A 20,197-nucleotide genomic window follows, 5' to 3' on the forward strand; every position below is an offset into this window, starting at 1 on the left:
TCAGCAAAACCTTGGTCAGGGATGCCCAGGCTATTGGTGCGGCACTGGCTTTTGAAGACTTGACAGGCATCAGAGATTGCTTGAATCAGAAGTCTCGGAGTAAGGCTGAGCGGCGCAGGACTAACAACTGGGCGTTCTACCAGCTCAGGATGTTTGTGGCCTACAAGGCTGCCATTGCTGGAGTACCTGTGGTGCTGGTGCCGCCTGCCTACACCAGCCAGACCTGCCATAAATGCCTGCACATCCACCCTGAGCGGGGTAAGTCCTACCGCAATGGTAAGTCGTTCAAGTGTGGGCATTGTGGGTGGGAAGGGGATGCTGACCATAACGCTGCTCAGGTGATCTCTCTCCTTGGGGCGACTGTAAACTCGCCTGAAATTCCGAAACTTAGCTGTCCTCTGGGGCCGCTAGGGATTGGGATAAAGCCCGCACCCTGCGCATAGCGCGGGTGTCGGGTAGTTTACGTTACCAGGGGTGGGATGGGGGTTTCGTTATGGCCTGTCTAAGGTTAGGTCAAGTTTAGGTTAAGCTTCCCCTGGATCCCAGCCAAATTGTTGCAAGTCCACCCGGCCCTCGGCGTCGAAGGGGATCCCTTCGGCTTGGAGTAGAACTTTTTGCAGCTCGTCGTAGCCGAGGCGAAAAGGGGAGTAGGAGATGCGCCCTTGGGCGTTGATCACCCGATGCCACGGGATATCGGTCTCTTGACCTTGCAGGCGAAACAGGGCATAGCCCACCTGGCGGGCGTAGCCAGGGTAGCCGGCCAGCCGCGCCACCTGCCCATAGGTGGCCACCCGCCCTGGCGGGATCCGCCGCACGACCTCATAGAAGCGCTGGTAGAGGCTGACAGACTGGGCCACCGGGATCCCTCCCCAAACTCAGGAGACAATGGAATTGGCCGATGACGGGCACAGATTATCCCATGAGCTACCTATGAGTTACCTCATTGCAGTACTGCCGGATCGCATGGCTGCCGAGGCGGCCTACAGCGCCCTGGAACAGGCTGGCTTTCCCCTGCAGCGGCTGCACCTACTGGGGCGAGGCTACAAAACGGCGGACGAGTTTGGGCTGATCGATCCGGCCCAAGCGGCCCGCCGCCAGATGCAGCGCCTGGCCATCTGGCTGGTGCCCTTTGGCTTTTTGGCCGGGGTGGGGTTCAGCGTCCTCAGCGGCCTGGATACCTTTGCCTGGGCGGGATCCCTGGGCAACCACCTCATCGGCGGCCTGCTGGGTGCGCTGAGCGGGGCCATGGGCAGCTTTTTTGTCGGGGGCGGGGTGGGCCTGACCAGTGGCTCCGGCGATGCTTTGGCCTACCGCAACCGCCTCGATGCGGGTAAGTACGTACTCATTGTGGAGGAAGAGAACGAAACCCGCCTGCGCGAGGCCACGCGGATCTTGCGCCAATTTGAGCCGGAGAACTTGCAAGGGTACAGCGAGCGCCTTTGAACTTGCCCAGAAAACCCGCCTGTTGGTACAGCAAGCTTAGACCCATTCGCATAGGTTCAATCGTGAGGTAGCAAAAAGCATGTCTTGGCAGTGGCAGCGACCTTTGTCCTTGCCTGCTCAGGTGGGCCGCGGCTGGGCCGTTGGACTGGGGGCGGGGATCGCCTGGCTGGCCTCTGGGCCGGCTTTTGCCCACCACGCCTTGGGCGGGAGATTGCCCGCCACGGGGTGGGAGGGGTTTTTGTCGGGCCTGGCCCATCCGGTGATCGGCCCAGATCACCTGGCCTTTGTGGTGGCCATTGGCTTAATTGCGGCAAGGCAACCCTGGCGCTACGGGATCCCTTTGGGCTTTGTGTTGGCAGGTCTGGTGGGCACTGGGATCCACCTGGCCGGCTGGGATCCCCTGGGGCTGACGGAGTTGGTCATCGCCAGCTCGGTGGTGCTCTTTGGCCTGCTGCTGGCCCAATCGCGGCAGATCCCAAGTTGGCTTTTGCTCCTGTGGGGATCCCTGGCGGGGCTATTCCATGGCTATGCCTATGCCGAGGCGATCATCGGCGCCGAACCCATGCCTTGGCTGGGCTATTTGCTGGGCTTGAGCTTGGTTCAGTACGGAGTGGCACTTTTTGCCCTCTGGGCGGCTGAAACCTGGGGGTCGCGGATCCCGGGCTTGCTGCGCTGGGCCGGCTGGGCCATCGCGGTGGTGGGGAGTGGCTTCCTGGCCTTGGCCGTGGTGGGATCCTAGACACCCTTGCACTGGGGATCCCCAATCCGGTACAAGGATAACGGTGAAGATTAGTAACAACAAGGGGAGATCCCATGGAGCGCACCTTTATCGCCATTAAGCCAGACGGCGTGCAGCGGGGGCTGGTGGGCAGCATCATCCAGCGCCTGGAAAGCCGAGGCTACCAGTTGGTGGGCCTGAAACTGGTGCAGGTGAGCCAAGAGCTGGCGGAAGCCCACTATGCCGAGCACAGGGAGCGCCCCTTCTTCCCCGGATTGGTGAAGTTCATCACCTCGGGGCCGGTGGTGGCCATGGTCTGGCAGGGCAAAGGGGTGATTGCCGCCGCCCGCAAGCTCATCGGCAAGACCAACCCTTTGGACGCCGAGCCGGGCACCATCCGCGGCGATTTCGGCATCGACATAGGCCGCAACCTCGTCCACGGCTCCGATGGCCCTGAGACCGCCCAACGGGAGATCGCCCTTTGGTTTCAGGAATCTGAGCTGGTAAATTGGACGCCCGCCACCCAAAGCTGGATTTATGAGTAGGGCGGCAGCAAAATGGTTCGTCGCGTCGATCCCTAGCTCTCTTCTCCCTTCGAACAGAAGCTAGAGATGAAAACTGTGCAGCGCTCCGGGGCTCCCCTCTCCCACAGGGGGAGGAGCTGGGGGTGAAGGTAGCGGCGCGGGGTGCTTGGGTGGTGTCTTATGTATTTTGTTTGAAACGGCTATAAATCTTTGGGCTTTCTGAGACAGGCATCGTACCTCTGCCCTACAACACAGCTCTGGAAAAGGCAGAGCCAAGCCGGCCCTAGCCAGAACGGGAATCGAGGCCGACGGGCTCAGAAGCGGCGGAGCTTTCGCTGGGATCCGGGAGATACAGCCGCTCTTCCGAAGCATCGTACTCAAAGAGCTCCGCGTAGCGGCCCCAGTCAACGGCTGTAGCAAACTGCCGTTCAGCTTCCTCGTGGGGAAAATGTTCGTCCCAGAGATCCAAGAAGAAGTCCGCCCGCATGGAGCGGCTGTTTTTTTCTTCCAGAGTCTGCAGGATGCTCTTGAAGACCGGCACCCGTGCCAAAAGCTGCTGTCGGAAGAGATCCTTGCTGCGCAAGATGGTGGTGTTGGCAAAGTCCTGGCCGATCTCGGTCAGTTGTACCACCCTGCCGGTTACCTCGGCAAAGCCCAACAGCACCGCCGCATCCAAAATCGGCAGCAGATCGTCCACGGCCAGTTGCAGCCGCTCGGCCAGCTCGGCAATCTCCACCCGTCCCTGGGGCCATTCCACAATCAGCTCCAGCAAACCGCTGATGCCGCCCACCCGCGCATGAGGCAGGGGCAGCGCGTAGGGAGAGGGTGCCCTGCTGCCCACCCGGCTGGGGACAGCCACCTCGCCGGTGACCGGGATCTCCGGATTGGTCATGATCTCGTAGATGTAGTCCACCAAGGACTTGAAGCGGGGATCCGTACGTTCGTGGGGCCGCGGCAGGTCGATTTTCACCTCTCCCCGGATCCGCCCCGGGTTGGATCCCAGGATCACCACCCGATCCGCCAAAAACACGGCCTCTTCGATGTTGTGGGTAACGATGAGAATGCTCTGGGAAGGGAAAGCCTGGGTGTTCCACAGCTCGTCGATCTCCCCCCGCAGGTTCTCCGCCGTCAGCACGTCCAGGGCGCTGAAGGGCTCATCCATAAACAGCACCTTGGGTTCCAAGACAAAGGCGCGGGCAAAGCCCACCCGCTGCTTCATGCCCCCCGAGAGTTCCTTGGGGTAGGCGTTCTCAAACCCATCCAGGCCCACCAGGTCGATGGCCTTGAGGGCCCTTTGCCGCCGGATCTGGCGCGGGATCCCTTGAGCCTGCAGCCCCAGCTCCACATTTTCTTGCACCGTCAGCCAGGGCAAGAGAGCAAAACTCTGAAACACCATGGCCACATCCGGGTTGGGGCCCCGCAGGGGTCGGCCATTGCTCAACACCCGCCCTTCGCTAGGCGGGATCAGGCCCGCCATGATGCGCAGCAGGGTGCTTTTGCCGCTGCCGCTGCGGCCCAACAAAGCCAAAACTTCCCCCGCCCGCACTTGCAAATCGATCTGGCTTAAAACTGTAAACTCGCCCTTGCCCTCCGGCAAAGGGAAGCGCTTGTAGACCTTCTCAACCTCGATCAGAACCGGAGAAGCCGCAGAGCTCATATCAGATGGCCTCAAAGATTAAAGGTGATATTTTTCTTCCGCCAATTGATACAACCGCCGCCAGAAAAGGCGATTGATGCCCACCACAAACAAGCTCATCATGCCAATGCCCAAAGTGATGCGGGGCCAATCTCCCACCGCCGTTGCTTCCGCAATATAGGTGCCCAATCCTGTAGCCTTAAGAGTGGTGGATCCCCAGGCCACGATCTCCGAGACAATGCTAGCGTTCCAAGCCCCGCCGCTGGCCGTGATCCCCCCGGTAACCCAGGCGGAAAAGATCCCCGGAATAATCAGCTTTTGCCAGCGCTGCCATCCCCGCAAGCCCACATCCACGGCCATTTCGCGCAAATCGGTGGGGATGCTCTGGGCGCCGGCAATGGAATTGAAAAGAATGTACCACTGCGCACCGAGCGACATGAGCAAAATGCTGCCCCACTCAATGCTGATCTGGGTGCGGATAAAAAACAAGGTGGCAAACGGAAAGAGGAAATTGGCCGGAAAAGCTGCCAGAAATTGCACCACCGGCTGCAGCAGCTTCGCCAGGCCTGGATTAAAGCCGATGGCCACCCCAATCGGCGTCCAGATCACGGTGGCGAAAACCAACAGCACGCTGACCCGCAGCAGGGTGAGGATCCCCAGCCCAAAGGTCAGCAGCACCTCCCCAAAGCCCACGGTGGTGGTTACAAAATAAACAATCCAAATCCCGATCCCGGCAATGGCAGCCCAAGAGAGCTGAGTCAACAGCCGCTCGCGGCGTCGCTCCGCCTCTGGATTGGGTGGATCCCCCCAGCGCAGGCGAGTTAAATGGGACAACAGCCGATCCGCCAATTCTCTGGAGGGAGCTAGCCAATTGCCAATCAGCCGTGGGATCCGCGCCGTGGTTAGCAGATCGTACAGCCACGACTCCGGGGCAGCCGCGCCGGCGCTCTGCTCCAGGCGAAACTTATCCGACCAGGCCACCAGAGGCCGCCAAAAGAGCTGATCCACCAGCAGAATCACCACCGCCATGGTCAAAAGCGCCCAACCCAACTTGGGCAGATCTTCCGCCTGGACGGCAGCTTCCACATAGGATCCCAACCCCGGCAGCGTATATTCCTGGTTGAGCACGCTGATGGCCTCGCTGGCGGCCACAAAGAACCACCCCCCGCCAAAACTCATCATGGCGTTCCAGATGAGGCCCACCATCGCCGCAGGCACTTCCAACTGGACGAAGCGCTGCCAGCCGGATAGGCGGTAGAGGGTGACCGCTTCCACCAGCTCCTGCGGCAGGGTGCGCAAGGATTGGTAAAAAGAAAAAGTCATGTTCCAGACCTGGCTGGTGAAGATGGCGAAGATAGAAGCTGCCTCCAGCCCCAGCAGGCTGCCGGGAAAAAGCGCGATAAAGCCGGTAACGGTGATGGAGAGAAACCCCAACACCGGCACCGATTGCAGGATGTCCAGCAAAGGGATCAAAATTCGCTCCGCCCAGCGACTTTTGGCGGCGATATACCCGTAGATCAGGGTAAAAAGGGTGGAAAAGGCGAGGGCGATGAACATGCGCAAGGTGGAGCGGGCGGCGTAGTAGGGCAGGTTGCGCGGATCCAAGTCGATATGAGGTACCACCGCCGGCGGCTGAAACCGCTCAAAAGTCCCTGCCCCCACCTGCGCCACCAAGCCCAGGAGAACCAACGTACCCAAAATGATGGCCCCATCGGCAGCCCCAGCCGGCAGCCGACGGAGCACCTCCGGAGAAGGAAAAGTCCGCATGTCCCCTGAATGGGCCTGGCATCCGCCCCCAGTGTACACTGTTTGCGGTTAAGCTAGGAGCGCTTCGAACTGGAGGATCCGGCCCGCTACTCTTCCTCCGGTAACTCGGGAGGAGGTTCATTCCACCTGGGATCGTCAAGGATGGCTTTTTTGGTCTGTTTGAGCTGTTTCCACAGCTCTTTAATTTGGCGATAGGCCTCTTCCGGCGTGATCTTGCCCCCCGTTTCTAAGCTACAAATCAGCGACACCTTATTGCTAAATTCTTGGAGATTGGCATCGAAAATTAAGTTCTGCGGCTTTATCTCACCCCAGTAGGGATAGCGAGGGGAAATAAATTCATCTTTGTTGGGAGGGGGGTTTGACTCTGCCATGTCGCAACCACGGTGAAAGGTTTATTACAACGAGGTCAATATCAGAAGTGCAGTAGAGACAACTTCGTATCCAGGAATGGAGGCTACAGAGGTTTTTTCTTGATCGGCTTAGCTGGCTTGGGTGCTTTGGCAGGATCCGAGGGCGAATAAGGTTGAGCTGAGCTTAGCTGTTGCCCGCGAGTGGAGGGGGGAGAGTGTTTCTTGAGTTTGGGGCGGGGAGTGGAACGCTTCGGGCGTGGCGGCGCCTTGAGCACAGGACCGATGGGAGTTCCTGCCTCCACGTAGAGCAGGGATCCGCGGCGGCGCACCTGCAGATCCCAGAAGATGCCCACTCCTTTGCCCGGCAAGGATCCGATCAGGCGCAGTTTAAAAGCCTGAGGCTTGGGAGCTGTTGCCGCAGGCGATGCGGCGCCCTTGGCCGTCTGGGCCCGCTGAGGGGAAGAGCCGGCGGAGTTCTTTTTGCCGGATTGACGGATTTTGACGATAATGAACCCTTTTTCCTGCGATTGGAAAACGACCTCGCCGCGAATGGAAAACCAGTCCGGCACCACCGTCGGACGGGATCCCTCTGGCAGAGTTTGCCCCATTTCTTCTGGGGCCCACACCCCCATCAACTGCACGTGCAGATCCTGGCTCTTGTCGCGGGTGCGGGGATAGACCACCCACAAATAGTTGCGTTCCGGCTTCAGGTACTTGCGCACCAGGCTCATCACCCGGCCTAGCAGTACCGCATTGAGATCTAAACCATCCGAGGTGCGCAAAATCCCGCGAGTGAAGTGGTTGGGCGAGGGAATGTAACGCCCCTCGATGAGGCCAATCGCCCGGTACTGCATCTTCTCCCCGGGCGGCGGGATGGGCTCCAGGCAAGGTCGCTCTCTCCCCATCGCTTTCTTCTGCTCTAGCGTAGCGGCGGCGGCGACAACAGGCTGGCCCCCACCAGCAGCTGACCCGACATCTTGAGCTGATCCCCTGGGCTCGCTGGTTGAGGTGGGCCTGGGGGGCCGTACAATTCGAAGGGGAGGTCTCAGATCTGAGGACATCGTAACGGTTCCGCTGCAGTCAATCCAGGATGTTTACCAGAATGCCCAGCGGTGGGCGACGACGCTGGGAGGCAGTGCAAGACATCTGCCGTTGCCAAAACAGGGCTTACCTCTGCCCTTGACCCAAGACCCGCTCAACACACCACCGAGCTTTACCAGCCTTCCTCTTTTCCTCCCGTCAGCTTAGCAGACCCGCCCAAGGCCTGCGCCCAACAAGTCGCGGTTCAGCGGTTGTCAACACTGTAGCTGAAGTCTAGCCGATAGTAGCAACTGCTCCGGCCCAGGTTGCAGAATGTTGAGCTACAGAGCCGCACCTTTTCCTCAGCTCGCGCCCGGCGGCCCGGGACTAACCCAGCCATGCCAAGATCCCTTCCCTATCTGGCCTCTACCCATGTCTGAGGGGTGAAACTGCCGTGGAGGCCGTAGGGAATGTGATGCCGCAAGGGGATCCGCGCCACCGGGCCGGCAGCCAGGTCTGAGGCATCCAGGATCACCACCTGCGAGCGCTGACTGGCGGCATCAAAGACCACTGTTACAATCCAGCCGGCTTCCTCTGCAGCGTCCTCAGGATCGGGGATGAATACCGGCTCTCCCACAAAGCCGCGGGGGGCAAAGCTGTACTGCTCGCTGCGGCCTGTTGTCGTGTCCAACTTGAGAATGGCCTGCAGGGGGGCGTTGGGGCCGGGAGCATGGGTAGCCCCAATGTAGATGTAGCGATGGGATCCCCCCATACGGGCCGGATGGATAGCCGGAAACTCCACCGAGCGATCCAGCAGTAGCTCCCGCTTAACCTTGCCCGCCTTGGGATCCAGCTCAAAGCGCCACAGCTTGCCGGCTGGCACCTGGGCAAAGTCAATTTGCAAGTAGTCAGCCCCTGGCTCCAGGGCAGGGTAGGCTTCGTAGAGAACGGCATCCACCACCACCTGATCCCCAACCTCGTAGCCGTTGACAAAGTGGAAAACAAACCCCGGCTCCGTTTGCAGTTGCAGCGGCTCGCCCTGTTGGGGAAATAGCCAAATGCGGGTGGGCTCTCCTTTTTTTAGGGTCAAGCAGGTGCCCGCCGGCTGCAGGCCCAGCATATAGGGCAAGGGGTTGAAGGCCACCGGATTCTGGAAAAAGATCCAGTAGCGGGGCGTCCAGACAAAGTCGTGCAGAAAGGCAAAACCCGGCAGGCGGTAGTCCCGCTTTTCCACCAGCCTTCCTTGGGCGTCGACGCGGTAAAACAGCAGCGTGGAGGAAGGTCCTGTCTGCACCCCAAAGGCCATGAGATCCCCCGTGGCTGGATCCCGGCGGGGATGCGCCGTAAACGGCTGGTTGGGGGCAAGGGCACCGGCAAAGGTCTCGCTCCCTTCGGTGGCCAAGGTGGCGGGGTTGAGCCGATAGGGAGCGCTGGCCTCCCAAAGCGCCAGGAGCTTGCCGCCTTGGTAGATAACGTTGGTGTTGGCGGGGTTTTTGAAGCGCAGATCGAGGAAATTGGCCCACCAGCCTCCCGGCTTCTGGGTGCCGAATACGCCGCGGTAGAGCACCCGTCCCGCCTTCTCCTCGGCCTCAAACTCGGGAGTGCGCACAAACCGGTTGCGGAAATGCACCCGCCCGTCAATAAAGGTGATGGCACACACCATGCCGTCGCCGTCGAAGGGATGGCCGTAGCGCTGGGATCCCGCCTCCAGCTTGCCAGGCCCGTTGCGAAAGAGGGTTCCCTGCAGCCTTTCGGGGATCCGCCCCTCGATTTCCGTCGCCCAATAGTCATACTCCTGGCGTAAAGAGCGATAGCCCAACTGCCAGTCGGTGGTGCTGTAGGAGCGGGAAGCGACGCTGACCATGGCCAGTCTGCAAGCGACGCCTTCTATTGTTGCTTAAACTTTCGTAAAGTAGCCAGCCTTTCTCGGCCCAGGTAGCGGCTGGGGCCGGGATCCCCAAGATGGAGCTGCCCCAATTGAACTATGGTAGGAAATGCCCTAGCAGCCCTTGACAGGATGAACAGCGCTCATGTTTGATGCCCTCTCCGAGAAGTTGGAACTGGCCTGGAGAAAACTGCGCGGCCAGGACAAGATCACCGAAACCAACATCCAAGAAGCCCTGCGGGAGGTGCGGCGCGCCCTGTTGGACGCCGACGTCAACCTCCAGGTGGTGAAGCAGTTTATCGAGGACGTGCGGCAGGCCGCTCTGGGAGCTGAGGTCATCCTGGGGGTGACGCCAGACCAGCAGTTTATCAAGATCGTCCACGACGAGCTGGTGAAGGTAATGGGGGAGGCGAATGTGCCCATTGCCCAGGCGGAACAGCCCCCCACCATTGTGCTCATGGTCGGCCTGCAGGGATCCGGCAAAACCACCACCTGTGCCAAGCTGGCTTTGTATTTGCGCAAGCAGGGCAAAAGGCCGCTCCTGGTGGCCGGCGACATCTATCGTCCGGCGGCCATCGACCAGCTCAAGACCCTGGGCCAGCAGATTCAGATCCCTGTCTTCGACCTGGGCAAGACGGATCCCGTCGAGATCGCCCGCCAGGGAGTGGCAGCCGCGCGGGAACAGGGCTACGACTACGTTATCTTGGATACCGCCGGTCGCTTGCAGATCGACCTGGAGATGATGGCGGAGCTGGAGCGGATCAAGGCGGCGGTGCAGCCCCACGAGATCCTGCTGGTGGTGGACGCCATGATCGGGCAGGAGGCCGCCAACCTCACCCAGGCCTTCCACGAGCGGCTGGGTCTTACCGGCACCATCCTCACCAAGCTGGACGGCGATAGCCGCGGCGGGGCAGCCCTTTCCATTCGCCAGGTGTCCGGCCAGCCCATCAAGTTCGTCGGCGTCGGCGAAAAGGTGGAGGCCTTGGATCCCTTTTACCCGGATCGCATGGCCTCGCGCATTTTGGGCATGGGAGACATCCTCAGCCTGGTGGAAAAAGCCCAGGAGGAAATCGACCTGGGAGATGCCGCCCGGATGGCGGAAAAGATGATGACCGCCCAGTTCGATTTCACCGATTTCCTCAAACAAATGCGCCTGATCAAGCGCATGGGATCCCTGGCGGGGCTGCTGCGGCTGATGCCGGGGATGGGCAAAATCAGCGAGGAACAATTGCAAAAAGGACAAGACCAACTGGCCCGCGCCGAGGCCATGATCAACTCCATGACCCCCGAAGAGCGCCGCAACCCGGATCTCTTGGCCCGCAGCGTCAGCCGCAAGCGGCGGGTGGCCCTGGGCTCTGGCCACAAGCTGGAGGATGTCAGCCGGCTGGTGAGCGATTTTCAGCGCATGCGCGACATGATGCGCAGCATGAGCCTGGGCGGCCTTGCAGGGATGCCGGGTGGACGAGGCCCACTGCCGGTGGGCGGCCCCCAGTGGCGAGGACGTTCTGCAGCGCCGCCGCGACAGCAGCCCAGCCGCAAGCCGGGCAAAGGTGGGGGCAAAAAGGGAGGCGGTAGCCGCGGGTTTGGCAGCCATTGAGAGCGGCTCATGCCCTTCCATGTTGTTTTGGTAGCTCCGGAGATCCCGGCCAACACGGGGAACATCGCCCGCACCTGTGCAGCTACCCGCACGCCCCTCCACCTGGTGGATCCCTTGGGGTTTCGCCTCTCGGATCGCTACCTCAGGCGGGCGGGGCTGGACTACTGGGAGCACGTCCAACTGCATCGCTATCCCTCTTGGTCTGCTCTGGTGCAAGCCCACCCCGAGGCGCGGTTCTGGTGCTTTAGCGTGCGCGGCAAGGCCCTCTACACCGAGGTGGCCTATCAGCCAGGAGACTGGCTGGTGTTCGGCAGCGAAAGCCGTGGCCTGGATCCTATGTTCTTGGAAACCTATCCCAGTGTGCGCATCCCCCTGAGCGGGCCGGTGCGCAGCCTCAATCTCAGCAATGCGGTGGCGATCGCCCTCTTTGAAGCGTTGCGTCAACAGGGATTTTCCACCCAATGAGGCGAAAGCTGGCCGGACAAGGCGATGGGCGGCAAACTAACGGTGGTATCTACACAGGAGTGGCAGTGGAAGACAGGTCTGGAGCCGGTTTGGGCCAGCAACCTTTGCAGACCAGACAGAGAAGCCGGCAACTTGCCCAACGGCAGCGGGGCAGACCTGCTTGGCCCCCTTGGCCGCCCAGCCACCGGCCCCAGGGATCCCGGCTGGCGTGGCTTTTGGGGGAGCGGATCCCGACAGTCCGACAACTAAACTTTCGCATCGCGGCGGTGGGCCTGGTTCTGGCTGTCGCCCTGGTGGGGGTGGGGGCACGTTTGGTCTATTTACAACATCACCAGGGCCCGCTCTTACAAAAGCGGGCCGAGGCCCAGCAGCGGGCCCAGCTCCGGCCCTTCATCCCCCGCCGCTCGATTGTGGACCGCCACTCCTTAGCTCGGCAGCAGGCGGAGCTGTTGGCTGTAGATCGCCCTGCCTATACCCTTTGGGCCCATCCCCGCCTCTTCGGCAAGCGTACCCCCCAGGAGATTGCCACTGCTCTGGCCCCTCTGCTGCGGCGGCCAGTTGAGCAACTGACCCAGCAGTTGTCGGCCACTCACGCGGTACGGCTGGAGCGCTGGCTGTCGCCGGAAGTGGCGACTCAAATTCAGGCCTTGTATCTGGACGGCCTGGAGCTGGTGAGCGAGCGGCAGCGGGTCTATCCCCAGAAGGAAATGGCCGCCGAAGTGGTGGGCTATGTGGATCTGGATCACCGCGGCCAAGCGGGGCTGGAGTACTCTCAACAGGTCTTGCTGGAGCGGACGGTTCAGCACCTTACCCTTCCCCGCGACGGCTACGGCCAGTTGTTGGCGGCCGAAGTGCCCGAAGGACTGTTGCAATCCCACGAGACGGTGCTGCAACTCACCCTGGATATGCGGCTGCAAAGGGCTGCTCGCGCCGCCCTGAAAACGCAACTGGAACGGTTTCAAGCCCTACGGGGCACGGTGATCGTCCTGCAACCTCACACGGGAGAGATCCTGGCCCTGGTGAGCGAGCCCACCTACGATCCCAACCGCTACTTCGAGTATGACCCTGCCCTTTTTCGCAACTGGGCTGTTACGGATTTGTACGAGCCGGGATCCACCTTCAAGCCCATCAACATCGCCATTGGGCTCGATGCCGGCGCCTTCACGGCCAACGAACGGGTCTACGACGCGGGGCAGATCTGGATTGGTCGCTGGCCCATCCAAAACCACGACTACCGCCAGCGGGGTGCCCATGGCTGGCTGAGCGTTACCGAGGTTCTGCGCCTGTCTAGCAACGTAGGCATGGTGCACCTGATGCAAAAGCTGGATCCCCGCCAGTACTACCATGCCCTCCTGCGGCTGGGATTGAACGAGCGCAGCGGTGTCGATCTGCCCTTTGAGCCGCCCAGCCGCCTGAAGCCCCTGCGGCAATTTGTAACTGTACCGGTGGAGCGGGCCACCGTCGCCTTTGGCCAGGGATTGGCCCTCACGCCTTTGCAGTTAGCCACCTTGCACTGCATCATCGCCAACGGCGGGCTGAAAGTGCGGCCCCACGTGGTGCGCGGTCTGGTCGAAAAGGATACAGACACCTTGGTTTGGGGATCCCCGCAACCCCAGCCGGTGCGGGTGCTGTCGGAGCAGGCTACCCTGGCGGTGCGCATCCAAATGCGAGATGCGGTGGATTTTGGCACCGGGCAATCGGCCAAGATCGAGGGATATGAAATCGGCGGCAAGACGGGCACGGCCCAAAAGGCAGGGCCGCGGGGAGGCTATCTGCCTGGCAAGCGCATCACCAGTTTTGTGGCCTATTTCCCCGCCCTTCGCCCCCAGTACGTGATCTTGGCCGTGATCGACGAGCCGCGGGGAGAAGATGCCTTCGGATCGACAACGGCGGCTCCTGTGGTTCGCTCGGTTATCCAGGAGATCATCACCCTAGAGGGGATCCGTCCCAATTCCCCTTGACATGGCCTGATCTCTATCCAATGGCAATGGAACCGATCGAGAAGCCGATCCTTAACTCCTTGGGAGAGGAGTTGAGGATGAGGGCACTGGAGCAGAGCGCTTCAGGAGTGTCTTAATTGGGTCTGAAATAACCAGACGCTCAAGACTTGTCGCCCCCGGGATCCAGCTTAGCCTCTGCACTTTTCCAGCTCAGCTTGGAGTTGAGGTAGAAGTTCCAGAATACAACAATACCGATCGCAATTAAGTTGGCCAACAGATAGTGAATGCCCAAGCGCTCGCTCAGCAAAATCACCAGCGAAGAGTTAAGAAACAGGCCGATCAAACAGATCATATTAAACTTGGCCAGCCGCTTCAGGCGGTTCGAGAGGCCCGGCTGCAATCGGGTAACATGGCGAAACGTCCACAGATCGTTCCACAGGAAGTTATTGAGAATGGCCATTTCCGAAGCGATCAGCTTACTCGTGATGAGATCCCATCCTAAGTTGGCCGGGTCGTGTAACAAATAGAGCAAAACCATGTCCACCACCGTGCCTGACAGGCCGACTGTGCTGAAGCGCAAAAAGGCTCCCACCTGCCCTAGCGAGAAGCGCAGGTGAATGAGATGGTGGAGATACTGAAGACAGGTTTGCAGTTGAATTTTGCTCTCGCCGTTTTGGCGCTCCTGAAAGATGTAGCTGACTTCAGCAATGGTTGTCACCCGGCCCCGTGCCAGCACCTCGATCAGCAGCTTGTAACCCTTGGGGCTGAGCGGGATCCCGGCAATGGCCTGGCGTCTGACCAGAAATAACCCGCTGAGCGGATCCGACACCCGCCTAAAAACCCCTGGCAGCAAAACCAGCCCGATGGCTTGAGCTCCCCGAGAGACGAGGCGCCGGCCCAGGTTCCAGTGGCTCACCCCCCCCGACCCCACGTAGCGGCTGCCCACCACTAGGTCTGCTCCCTCTTGGATGGCAGGCCATAGCTTGAGAATGATCTCCGGCGGATGCTGCAGATCCCCGTCCATCACCCCCAGCACCTCGCCGCGGGCCGCTTGCCATCCGCGCAACACAGCCGTGGCCAGGCCCCGTTCCCGCTGGCGGCAGATAACTTTGAGTTGGGGAAGCTCCTCTTGCAGTTCCTGGGCCAACTTGGCGGTGTAATCCGGGCTGTTGTCGTCCACCACAATCAGCTCGTAGGCTCCCGGTAGAATCGTGTCGAGGTGGGCGCACAACTGCCGGATCAGGCTGCAAATGCTGGAGGCCTCGTTATAGGTGGGAACGACCAGCGAAAGTTGGACAGAGCTGGGTTGAGAGAGCGGCGGGATCTGAATAGGGACTGCCGAAGCTTGCAGATGGGTGGACGAAGCAGGAGCTACATGAGGCATTCAGCAGGCCATCCAAAAACGAGGGTAACGGATCCTAAGCGGAGAGCTTGAGTGCAGGTCAAACTTGGAGCTGTGTCGCTTCGCAACAGCGCCACGCGCCACCGGCGCAAATGATCCCTTATCGTACCGATGGATGAGCTCTGGGACTAGACTTTTCTCGACCTACTCAGCTCGCCGAGGCTAGGGAGATCCCGTTGAAGGAGTCATCAGCACGGGCATCTGGGCCTGGGCAGCGTCGGACTCAGGCGAGGGCAGGGCAGGGGCAGGACTGGGGTAGGGAATGCGCTCGTGGTTGGATTCCCGCCACACCTCCACAAAAGCGTCTGCCACCACCTCCAAATCCCGCAGCGTCAGACCGCTATCGACCAGTTGGCCATCTTGCCAACGGGCCTGGGCGATTTTGCGGACAACGGCCTTAGCCCGCTCAACCACCTCAGGGCCGAAGCCGTCGCTCAGGGTCATGCTGCGCAGGGCCGCCTCACAGGCATCGGCCAGCATCACCACCCCTGTCTCCTTGCTCTGGGGGATGGGGCCATCGTAGCGGAACGGCTCCTCGGGCACCGGTTGATCTCCGGCTTTCATCTGGGCTTGATGGTAAAAGTAAGCAATCAGGATCGTCCCCTGGTGCTCAGGGATAAAAGCTTGGACGGCGGTGGGCAGATTGTATTGCTTGGCCAGGCGCAGCCCATCGCTGACGTGCGCTTTGATGATCTGGGCGCTGCGGTAGGGATCGTCCAGTTGCGTATGGGGGTTGAGGCCGCCCATTTGGTTCTCGATGAAGTAGCGGGCCTGCAACATCTTGCCGATGTCGTGGTAGAGGGTGCCGGTGCGCACCAGCTCCACGTTGAGGTTTAACTTCTGGGCGGCCCGTTCCGCCAAAGTGGCCACAAACAGGGTGTGCTGAAAGGTGCCAGGGGCCTCTGCCGCCAGCCGCCGCAGCAAGGTGCGGTTGGGGTTGCTCAACTCGATGAGGCGAATGGGGGTGGCCAGGTCGAACAGGCGCTCCAGGTAGGGGCTGGCCCCCAGGGCCACAATGCTCCACCCCAGCGTGATCCCTCCCCCCAAGGCCATCGCCAATAGGTCGATGCCGCCCGTTGTGGTCAAGCTAGCAGCCGCATAGGTGAGCATCTGCACTGCCGCCGCCCCTCCTCCCAGCAGGGCCAGCTCTTCGCGGGAACGCGAGCGCCCGGCCAGGGCGCAGGCCACCACACTGCCGGAAAGTAAGGGCACAAAGGTGAGTAGGTTGGCAGCAGAGACCAAGGGCAAAAACAACGCCTGGCCCACCACTACCACCAGGCCCAGCCCAGCCCCGTAAAAACTGCCCAGCAACAGCCCCACCGCCGGCAAAGAGCTGAACTCCAGCTTGAACAAGGCCGCCAACAGGGGAGCAGTCAGGGAAACCATCAGGATCAACACCCGATCCCGGCGGCGCAATCCCGGCTGCAAGCGTTGCTGCAAAGGCACGAAGACAGCCAGGCCCAAGCCCATGACGCCAGCTACCCCCACCAGGCCCCAGATGTTGATCCGGCGCTGGGTAAAACCAAAGTGATCCAAAATCAAAAAGATCTCGGGGGTGATGACCTGATCCACTCGCACAATTACCTGGTTCTCGGCAACCGAGATCAGGACGGGCTCAACTTTTTCCAGCTCGGCGCGAATGCGCTGCTCGGTGCGCTGCGGATCCACCTCCAGATTGGGGATCAGCACCTGCTGCAGCCACTGATAGACCAGCCCCTGCAGCTCCCGCCGCTGGGCGGCACTGCCCGGAAAGGCCAGATCGTCCAGTTGGGCTTGGATCCCTTCGGCGCGCACCTCGCGGGGCAGGCCATCCACAATGCCTATCTTCTGCAGGCGCTCCAAGACCCGCCGGCTCAAGTTTTGCAAATGTTGCCAGTCGGCCTCCGTCAAGTTGAGAACCGTGGCCGGGACAGGGGGGGTGAGCTGTTCCAGAGACGGCAAAGCCCCTTGGTAGCGCTGCTGTGCCGCCTCCACCTGGGCAATTAGCTGGGTATAGGGATCCGTCGCCGCCGTCTGAGTGGCCGCTCCATCCAACCAGGCCCGCTGCCAAACCTGGACCAGCTCTTGCCTGGCCCGCTGGTCGGGGGGAAGCTGCTCCGGACGCCTTTGTGCCGGAAAAGGCGGAGCGGTCGAGGGGGTGCCGATGGCCGTTTCCCGCACTGCCGCCTGTAAGGCCTCCCATTCTTCGGGTGGCAGTTGGCGCAGATAGATCTGAGTAGGCAGGGAGAGCAACTGAACGGAAACGTAGGGCAGAGGGCCGGCCTCTTGCCGAATCGCCTCCACTGCGGCCAGGAGGGCCTCCAGATTTTGCCGCATGCTCTCGTTGGCGGCGCTGTTGATTTTGAGGGCCTGTACCACCCGCCGTCGCGCCTCGGCTTGCCGGGCCTGGGTGGCCTCCACGTCCTCGATCTCTGCCGCTGCAGGGGCGAGAAACGTTTGCGGGGAGCGGCTGCCAACGGTCAGTTGCGGCTCGTTGTAGTAGCGGATCCCGTGGACGGCAGTGAGGGAGAGAAGCGCTAGGGCGTAGCCGACAACCCGCTCGGAAAGGGGGGGCTGGGCTTTTCGAGAAGAGGCTGCCTGAGGTCGCCGGCTCCAGCGCTGCACTGGGGACGTGAGGGGGTTTCTCATAGAAGGATTTGCCTGGCAGCGTTCTTCTCTTTTCTATCCCCTTTTGCTCCCCTAGCCCAGGAGATAGCCTAGTCGCCAATCGTGATCTGCCCGATCATACCCGCTTCGGCATGGCCGGGAATGGTGCAAACCAGAGAGTAAACCCCAGATTTCAAAGGAATAAATTGCCACTCCACCGCCGCGCCTGGCTTCAGCTCCAGTTCTCGGATCTGGCCCTTGATTTCCACACCGGCCACTTCCAACTTGCGAGTCCAAACGGCATCGGCAAAATCTTTGGCACTGAAATAGTGCTTCAACTGGCTGGGGTTGCTCAAGTGCAAACGATAGAGGTTGCCGTTGCGAAAAAAGAGCTCTTTGGGCACAAAGACCAACTGGTTGTCGGCAGTACCTAACTCGACAGCTTTGTCCTGGGGCGTTTGCCGCGACAGATCTCGCGCCCATGCCGGATGCGGGATCCCGACGAACCCAATCCACAGACAGAGGCCCAAAATGAGGAAGTGACGCAGCCCACTCCACATGGCGACACCCTGAAAACTTAGCTTGGAAACCCAAGATAGCAGCTCAAGTGGGGGTCAGGGGAGCGGCACTTTCATAGAGCCGCACAGTCGGAGCTGCCTCGCCGGCTTCCCGCTGTTCCATCGCCACAGCGGCAACATAGCCCTCGGCAACCGGCAGAGGCAGGGTCAGCCAACAGGGATCCCCGGCCCCGATCCTGGCTCCAGCCAGCCCCACGCCCATGGCTTTCAGGAGAGCTTCTTTCTGCGTCCACAGCTCCAAGAAAACCCTCTCCCGCTCTGCTGGTGGACAGATCCATAGGCGGGCCTGGTCGGCGGCGGAAAAATAGCGCTGGGCAATGCGCTGCCAGCGGGGCACGGGCCGGATCCGCTCTAGGTCCACGCCAATTCGACGCTGCAACGTCAAGCCAACCAGGATCCACTCGTGGGAGTGGCTGAGGTTGAACTGCAGCGGTAGGGGTGGATCCGGCCAATAGGGCTTGCCGGCAGTGGTGTAGCCGAGGGGGATCGCGTGGGGAGGGAGGCCGCTGTAGCGGCCAAGCAGGGTTCGCAATAGCAAACGACCACCCAGAAAGCGACGCCGAGCCTCCAGCCGCTGTAAACGCTCCGCGCGCTGCCGTTCCTCCTGAGAAAGAAGATCAAGCTGAGAGAGCAACTCCGCCAGCGGCGGCAAGACTTGGAGCCACAAGTGCACCTCCGACTTCGCCAGCAACAGTTGCAGGGATCCCGCCGGGGAAGCTGCCATCTCGCCGAAGTTGGGTATGGACAGTCCTAGAGAATAAGGATGCGGTAACATGACCTTGAATTGGTGGGGTTGGCAACACCACCTAGACAGTACACCCCTTCCTGCAGGCGCTCGCGAGGCCCGGTTTGACCTGATGTCCTCTTTCCACTATCCACCCCGCCCAGACCGTGTCCGCGCCGCTCGTCAGCAGGCCATTCGCCAGGGGATCCTTTGGCTGTTGTTGGGATTCACGGCTGTGTTGGCGGGCTCCGCCGGCGCCTTCTTGGCTGTGATGTTGCCCCGTCCGGTGATCCCCACTTCCCTCACTCCCGGCGAACAAGAAGCCTTCCGTCCGGATGCTTTGCGGGCGGCAGCTCTGGATCGCTCGTTGCATATCCTCATTCTCGGCACCGACAACCCGGATCCCGCCCTGCCCTTGTCCAGAGAACGGGAGCGTCTCAACACCCGCACCGACACCATTCTCTTGGCCCGCTTCGATCCCCAAGCGCGGCGGATTACCGTCCTATCCATCCCCCGCGATACCCGCGTGCGCTTGCCCAGCTTTGGTGTCACCAAGATCAATGCAGCCAACCTGGTGGGTGGACCAGCTCTAACGGCCCAGGTGGTCAGCACCTTGCTGGGCGGGATCCCGATTGACCGCTACGTTCGCCTCAATACCGATGCCCTGGAAGAGCTGATCGATGCGGTGGGCGGTGTGGAAGTCTACGTGCCGGAGCCGATGCACTACGTAGATCACACGCAGCGGCTATTCATCAACCTGGAGCCCGGCTGGCAACGCCTCAACGGCGAACAAGCCCACCACTTTGCCCGCTTTCGCCGCGATCACCTGGGGTTGGGGGATATTGGTCGGGTGCAACGGCAACAGGAACTGCTGCGGGCCCTGAGTCGAGAACTGCTCTCCCCCGCCGTTTGGCCTCGGATCCCGAAGGTTTTGCAGGTCGTCCGCACCCACCTGGATACCAACCTCACCTGGGAAGAGGTTCTGAGCTTGGCCAAGTTTGTCCTCACCTCTGGGGGCGATCGCATCGACCTGGTGCTGTTGCCGGGCCGCTTCAGTCAGCCAGGAGAATTTTCCACCAGCTATTGGCTGCCGGATCCAGCCGCGATCCGACGGGTGGTTGTCTCCCACTTTGGCCTAGAGGCAGAGGTAGCCCGCATTCCGCCGCAACGCCTGCGCATAGCCGTGCAAAATGCTACCGGCAAGCCGGGAATGGCCCGCCGCATGGTGCAAGAACTGGTTAGACAGGGTTATACCCAGGTTTTTGCCGTCGAAGACAGCCCCCAGGTGTTGCCGCAAACAGAGATCCTCGCCCAAAGCGGGGATCGCGAGGGAGCCAAGCAGGTGCGGGCCGCCCTTGGGCTAGGAGAGCTGCGGGTGGAATCCACCGGCGTGCTCAACTCCGACATCACCATTCGCATCGGCCAAGATTGGGCCCAGCAGCTTACCCTCGATATTGACCAGGCGCAGAGTCCGGCCAGAGGGGCTCAGCTCTAGGGCCGGTTCGGTGGCGAGTGCGGATTTCTGGAAACAGTTCGGCTTGTCGGGGCCTCTGTTGCCTCTG

At 61.1% G+C, this 20,197-nt stretch carries 18 protein-coding genes; 8 read left to right on the top strand and 10 right to left on the bottom strand.

What is annotated here, in order from left to right:
* On the top strand, nt 1-443 hold a 443-nt coding region (locus tag NW848_RS16495; RefSeq protein WP_414511363.1), incomplete at its 5' end, for a zinc ribbon domain-containing protein.
* Nucleotides 444-524: 81 nt separating this feature from the next.
* Here the strand turns inward: NW848_RS16495 and NW848_RS16500 are convergent.
* On the bottom strand, nt 525-857 hold the full coding sequence (locus NW848_RS16500; protein ID WP_414508343.1) for an MGMT family protein: 333 nt from the start codon (nt 855-857) through the stop codon (nt 525-527).
* A gap of 73 nt (nt 858-930) precedes the next feature.
* Here NW848_RS16500 and NW848_RS16505 point away from each other — a divergent pair, with 73 nt between their 5' ends.
* From NW848_RS16505 to ndk, 3 genes are all read left to right on the top strand, one after another.
* Nucleotides 931-1,443 carry a hypothetical protein gene (locus tag NW848_RS16505; RefSeq protein ID WP_414508344.1) on the top strand — a complete coding sequence of 171 codons (513 nt, stop codon included), beginning with the start codon at nt 931-933 and terminating at the stop codon, nt 1,441-1,443.
* 79 nt (nt 1,444-1,522) lie between these two features.
* Nucleotides 1,523-2,182 carry a HupE/UreJ family protein gene (locus NW848_RS16510; protein WP_168174241.1) on the top strand — a complete coding sequence of 220 codons (660 nt, stop codon included), beginning with the start codon at nt 1,523-1,525 and terminating at the stop codon, nt 2,180-2,182.
* A gap of 74 nt (nt 2,183-2,256) precedes the next feature.
* Complete coding sequence (gene ndk / locus NW848_RS16515; protein ID WP_011429941.1) at nt 2,257-2,706, top strand: nucleoside-diphosphate kinase; 450 nt, start codon at nt 2,257-2,259, stop codon at nt 2,704-2,706.
* Between the two features lie 262 nt (nt 2,707-2,968).
* On the opposite strand, the gene NW848_RS16520 is transcribed toward ndk, so the two are convergent.
* The 5 genes from NW848_RS16520 to NW848_RS16540 all read right to left on the bottom strand — a co-directional run bounded on the left by NW848_RS16520 (nt 2,969) and on the right by NW848_RS16540 (nt 9,322).
* Nucleotides 2,969-4,342: a nitrate/sulfonate/bicarbonate ABC transporter ATP-binding protein gene (locus NW848_RS16520; RefSeq protein WP_099812237.1), complete on the bottom strand. Its 1,374-nt coding sequence runs from the start codon at nt 4,340-4,342 to the stop codon at nt 2,969-2,971.
* An 18-nt stretch (nt 4,343-4,360) separates the two neighbouring features.
* Entirely contained in the window at nt 4,361-6,088 is a 1,728-nt protein-coding gene (locus NW848_RS16525; protein WP_011429943.1) for an ABC transporter permease, read from the bottom strand.
* A gap of 86 nt (nt 6,089-6,174) precedes the next feature.
* Nucleotides 6,175-6,459: a hypothetical protein gene (locus tag NW848_RS16530; RefSeq protein WP_011429944.1), complete on the bottom strand. Its 285-nt coding sequence runs from the start codon at nt 6,457-6,459 to the stop codon at nt 6,175-6,177.
* An 83-nt stretch (nt 6,460-6,542) separates the two neighbouring features.
* A complete protein-coding gene (locus NW848_RS16535; protein ID WP_414511364.1) occupies nt 6,543-7,343 on the bottom strand; it encodes a hypothetical protein in 801 nt (266 codons plus the stop codon).
* Between the two features lie 530 nt (nt 7,344-7,873).
* Complete coding sequence (locus NW848_RS16540; protein ID WP_011429946.1) at nt 7,874-9,322, bottom strand: carotenoid oxygenase family protein; 1,449 nt, start codon at nt 9,320-9,322, stop codon at nt 7,874-7,876.
* A gap of 166 nt (nt 9,323-9,488) precedes the next feature.
* On the opposite strand from NW848_RS16540, the gene ffh reads away from it, so the two are divergent.
* The 3 genes from ffh (at nt 9,489) to NW848_RS16555 (ending at nt 13,366) form a co-directional block, all read left to right on the top strand.
* Nucleotides 9,489-10,940, top strand: coding sequence for a signal recognition particle protein (gene ffh, locus NW848_RS16545; protein ID WP_414346866.1), 1,452 nt, complete (start codon nt 9,489-9,491; stop codon nt 10,938-10,940).
* Nucleotides 10,941-10,949: 9 nt separating this feature from the next.
* Nucleotides 10,950-11,405 (top strand): tRNA (cytidine(34)-2'-O)-methyltransferase, encoded by a 456-nt coding sequence (locus NW848_RS16550; RefSeq protein ID WP_011429948.1) that lies wholly within the window; start codon nt 10,950-10,952, stop codon nt 11,403-11,405.
* Nucleotides 11,406-11,494: 89 nt separating this feature from the next.
* Nucleotides 11,495-13,366, top strand: a complete 1,872-nt coding sequence (locus tag NW848_RS16555) for a peptidoglycan D,D-transpeptidase FtsI family protein (protein WP_228375456.1) — start codon at nt 11,495-11,497, stop codon at nt 13,364-13,366.
* Nucleotides 13,367-13,505: 139 nt separating this feature from the next.
* Here the strand turns inward: NW848_RS16555 and NW848_RS16560 are convergent, their stop codons facing one another.
* The 4 genes from NW848_RS16560 to NW848_RS16575 form a co-directional block, all read right to left on the bottom strand.
* Nucleotides 13,506-14,729, bottom strand: coding sequence for a glycosyltransferase (locus tag NW848_RS16560; RefSeq protein ID WP_414402548.1), 1,224 nt, complete (start codon nt 14,727-14,729; stop codon nt 13,506-13,508).
* A 180-nt stretch (nt 14,730-14,909) separates the two neighbouring features.
* Nucleotides 14,910-17,375, bottom strand: coding sequence for an HD family phosphohydrolase (locus NW848_RS16565; protein ID WP_011429952.1), 2,466 nt, complete (start codon nt 17,373-17,375; stop codon nt 14,910-14,912).
* 68 nt (nt 17,376-17,443) lie between these two features.
* Entirely contained in the window at nt 17,444-17,893 is a 450-nt protein-coding gene (locus tag NW848_RS16570) for a plastocyanin/azurin family copper-binding protein (RefSeq protein ID WP_011429953.1), read from the bottom strand.
* 43 nt (nt 17,894-17,936) lie between these two features.
* Complete coding sequence (locus tag NW848_RS16575) at nt 17,937-18,635, bottom strand: 4'-phosphopantetheinyl transferase family protein (protein WP_240527694.1); 699 nt, start codon at nt 18,633-18,635, stop codon at nt 17,937-17,939.
* A 49-nt stretch (nt 18,636-18,684) separates the two neighbouring features.
* Here NW848_RS16575 and NW848_RS16580 point away from each other — a divergent pair, with 49 nt between their 5' ends.
* The gene (locus NW848_RS16580; RefSeq protein WP_414402549.1) at nt 18,685-20,130 is read left to right on the top strand and encodes an LCP family protein; all 1,446 of its coding nucleotides are present in this window, start codon (nt 18,685-18,687) and stop codon (nt 20,128-20,130) included.
* Nucleotides 20,131-20,197: the final 67 nt, after the last annotated feature.

This window comes from Synechococcus sp. RC10A2, assembly GCF_047502605.1.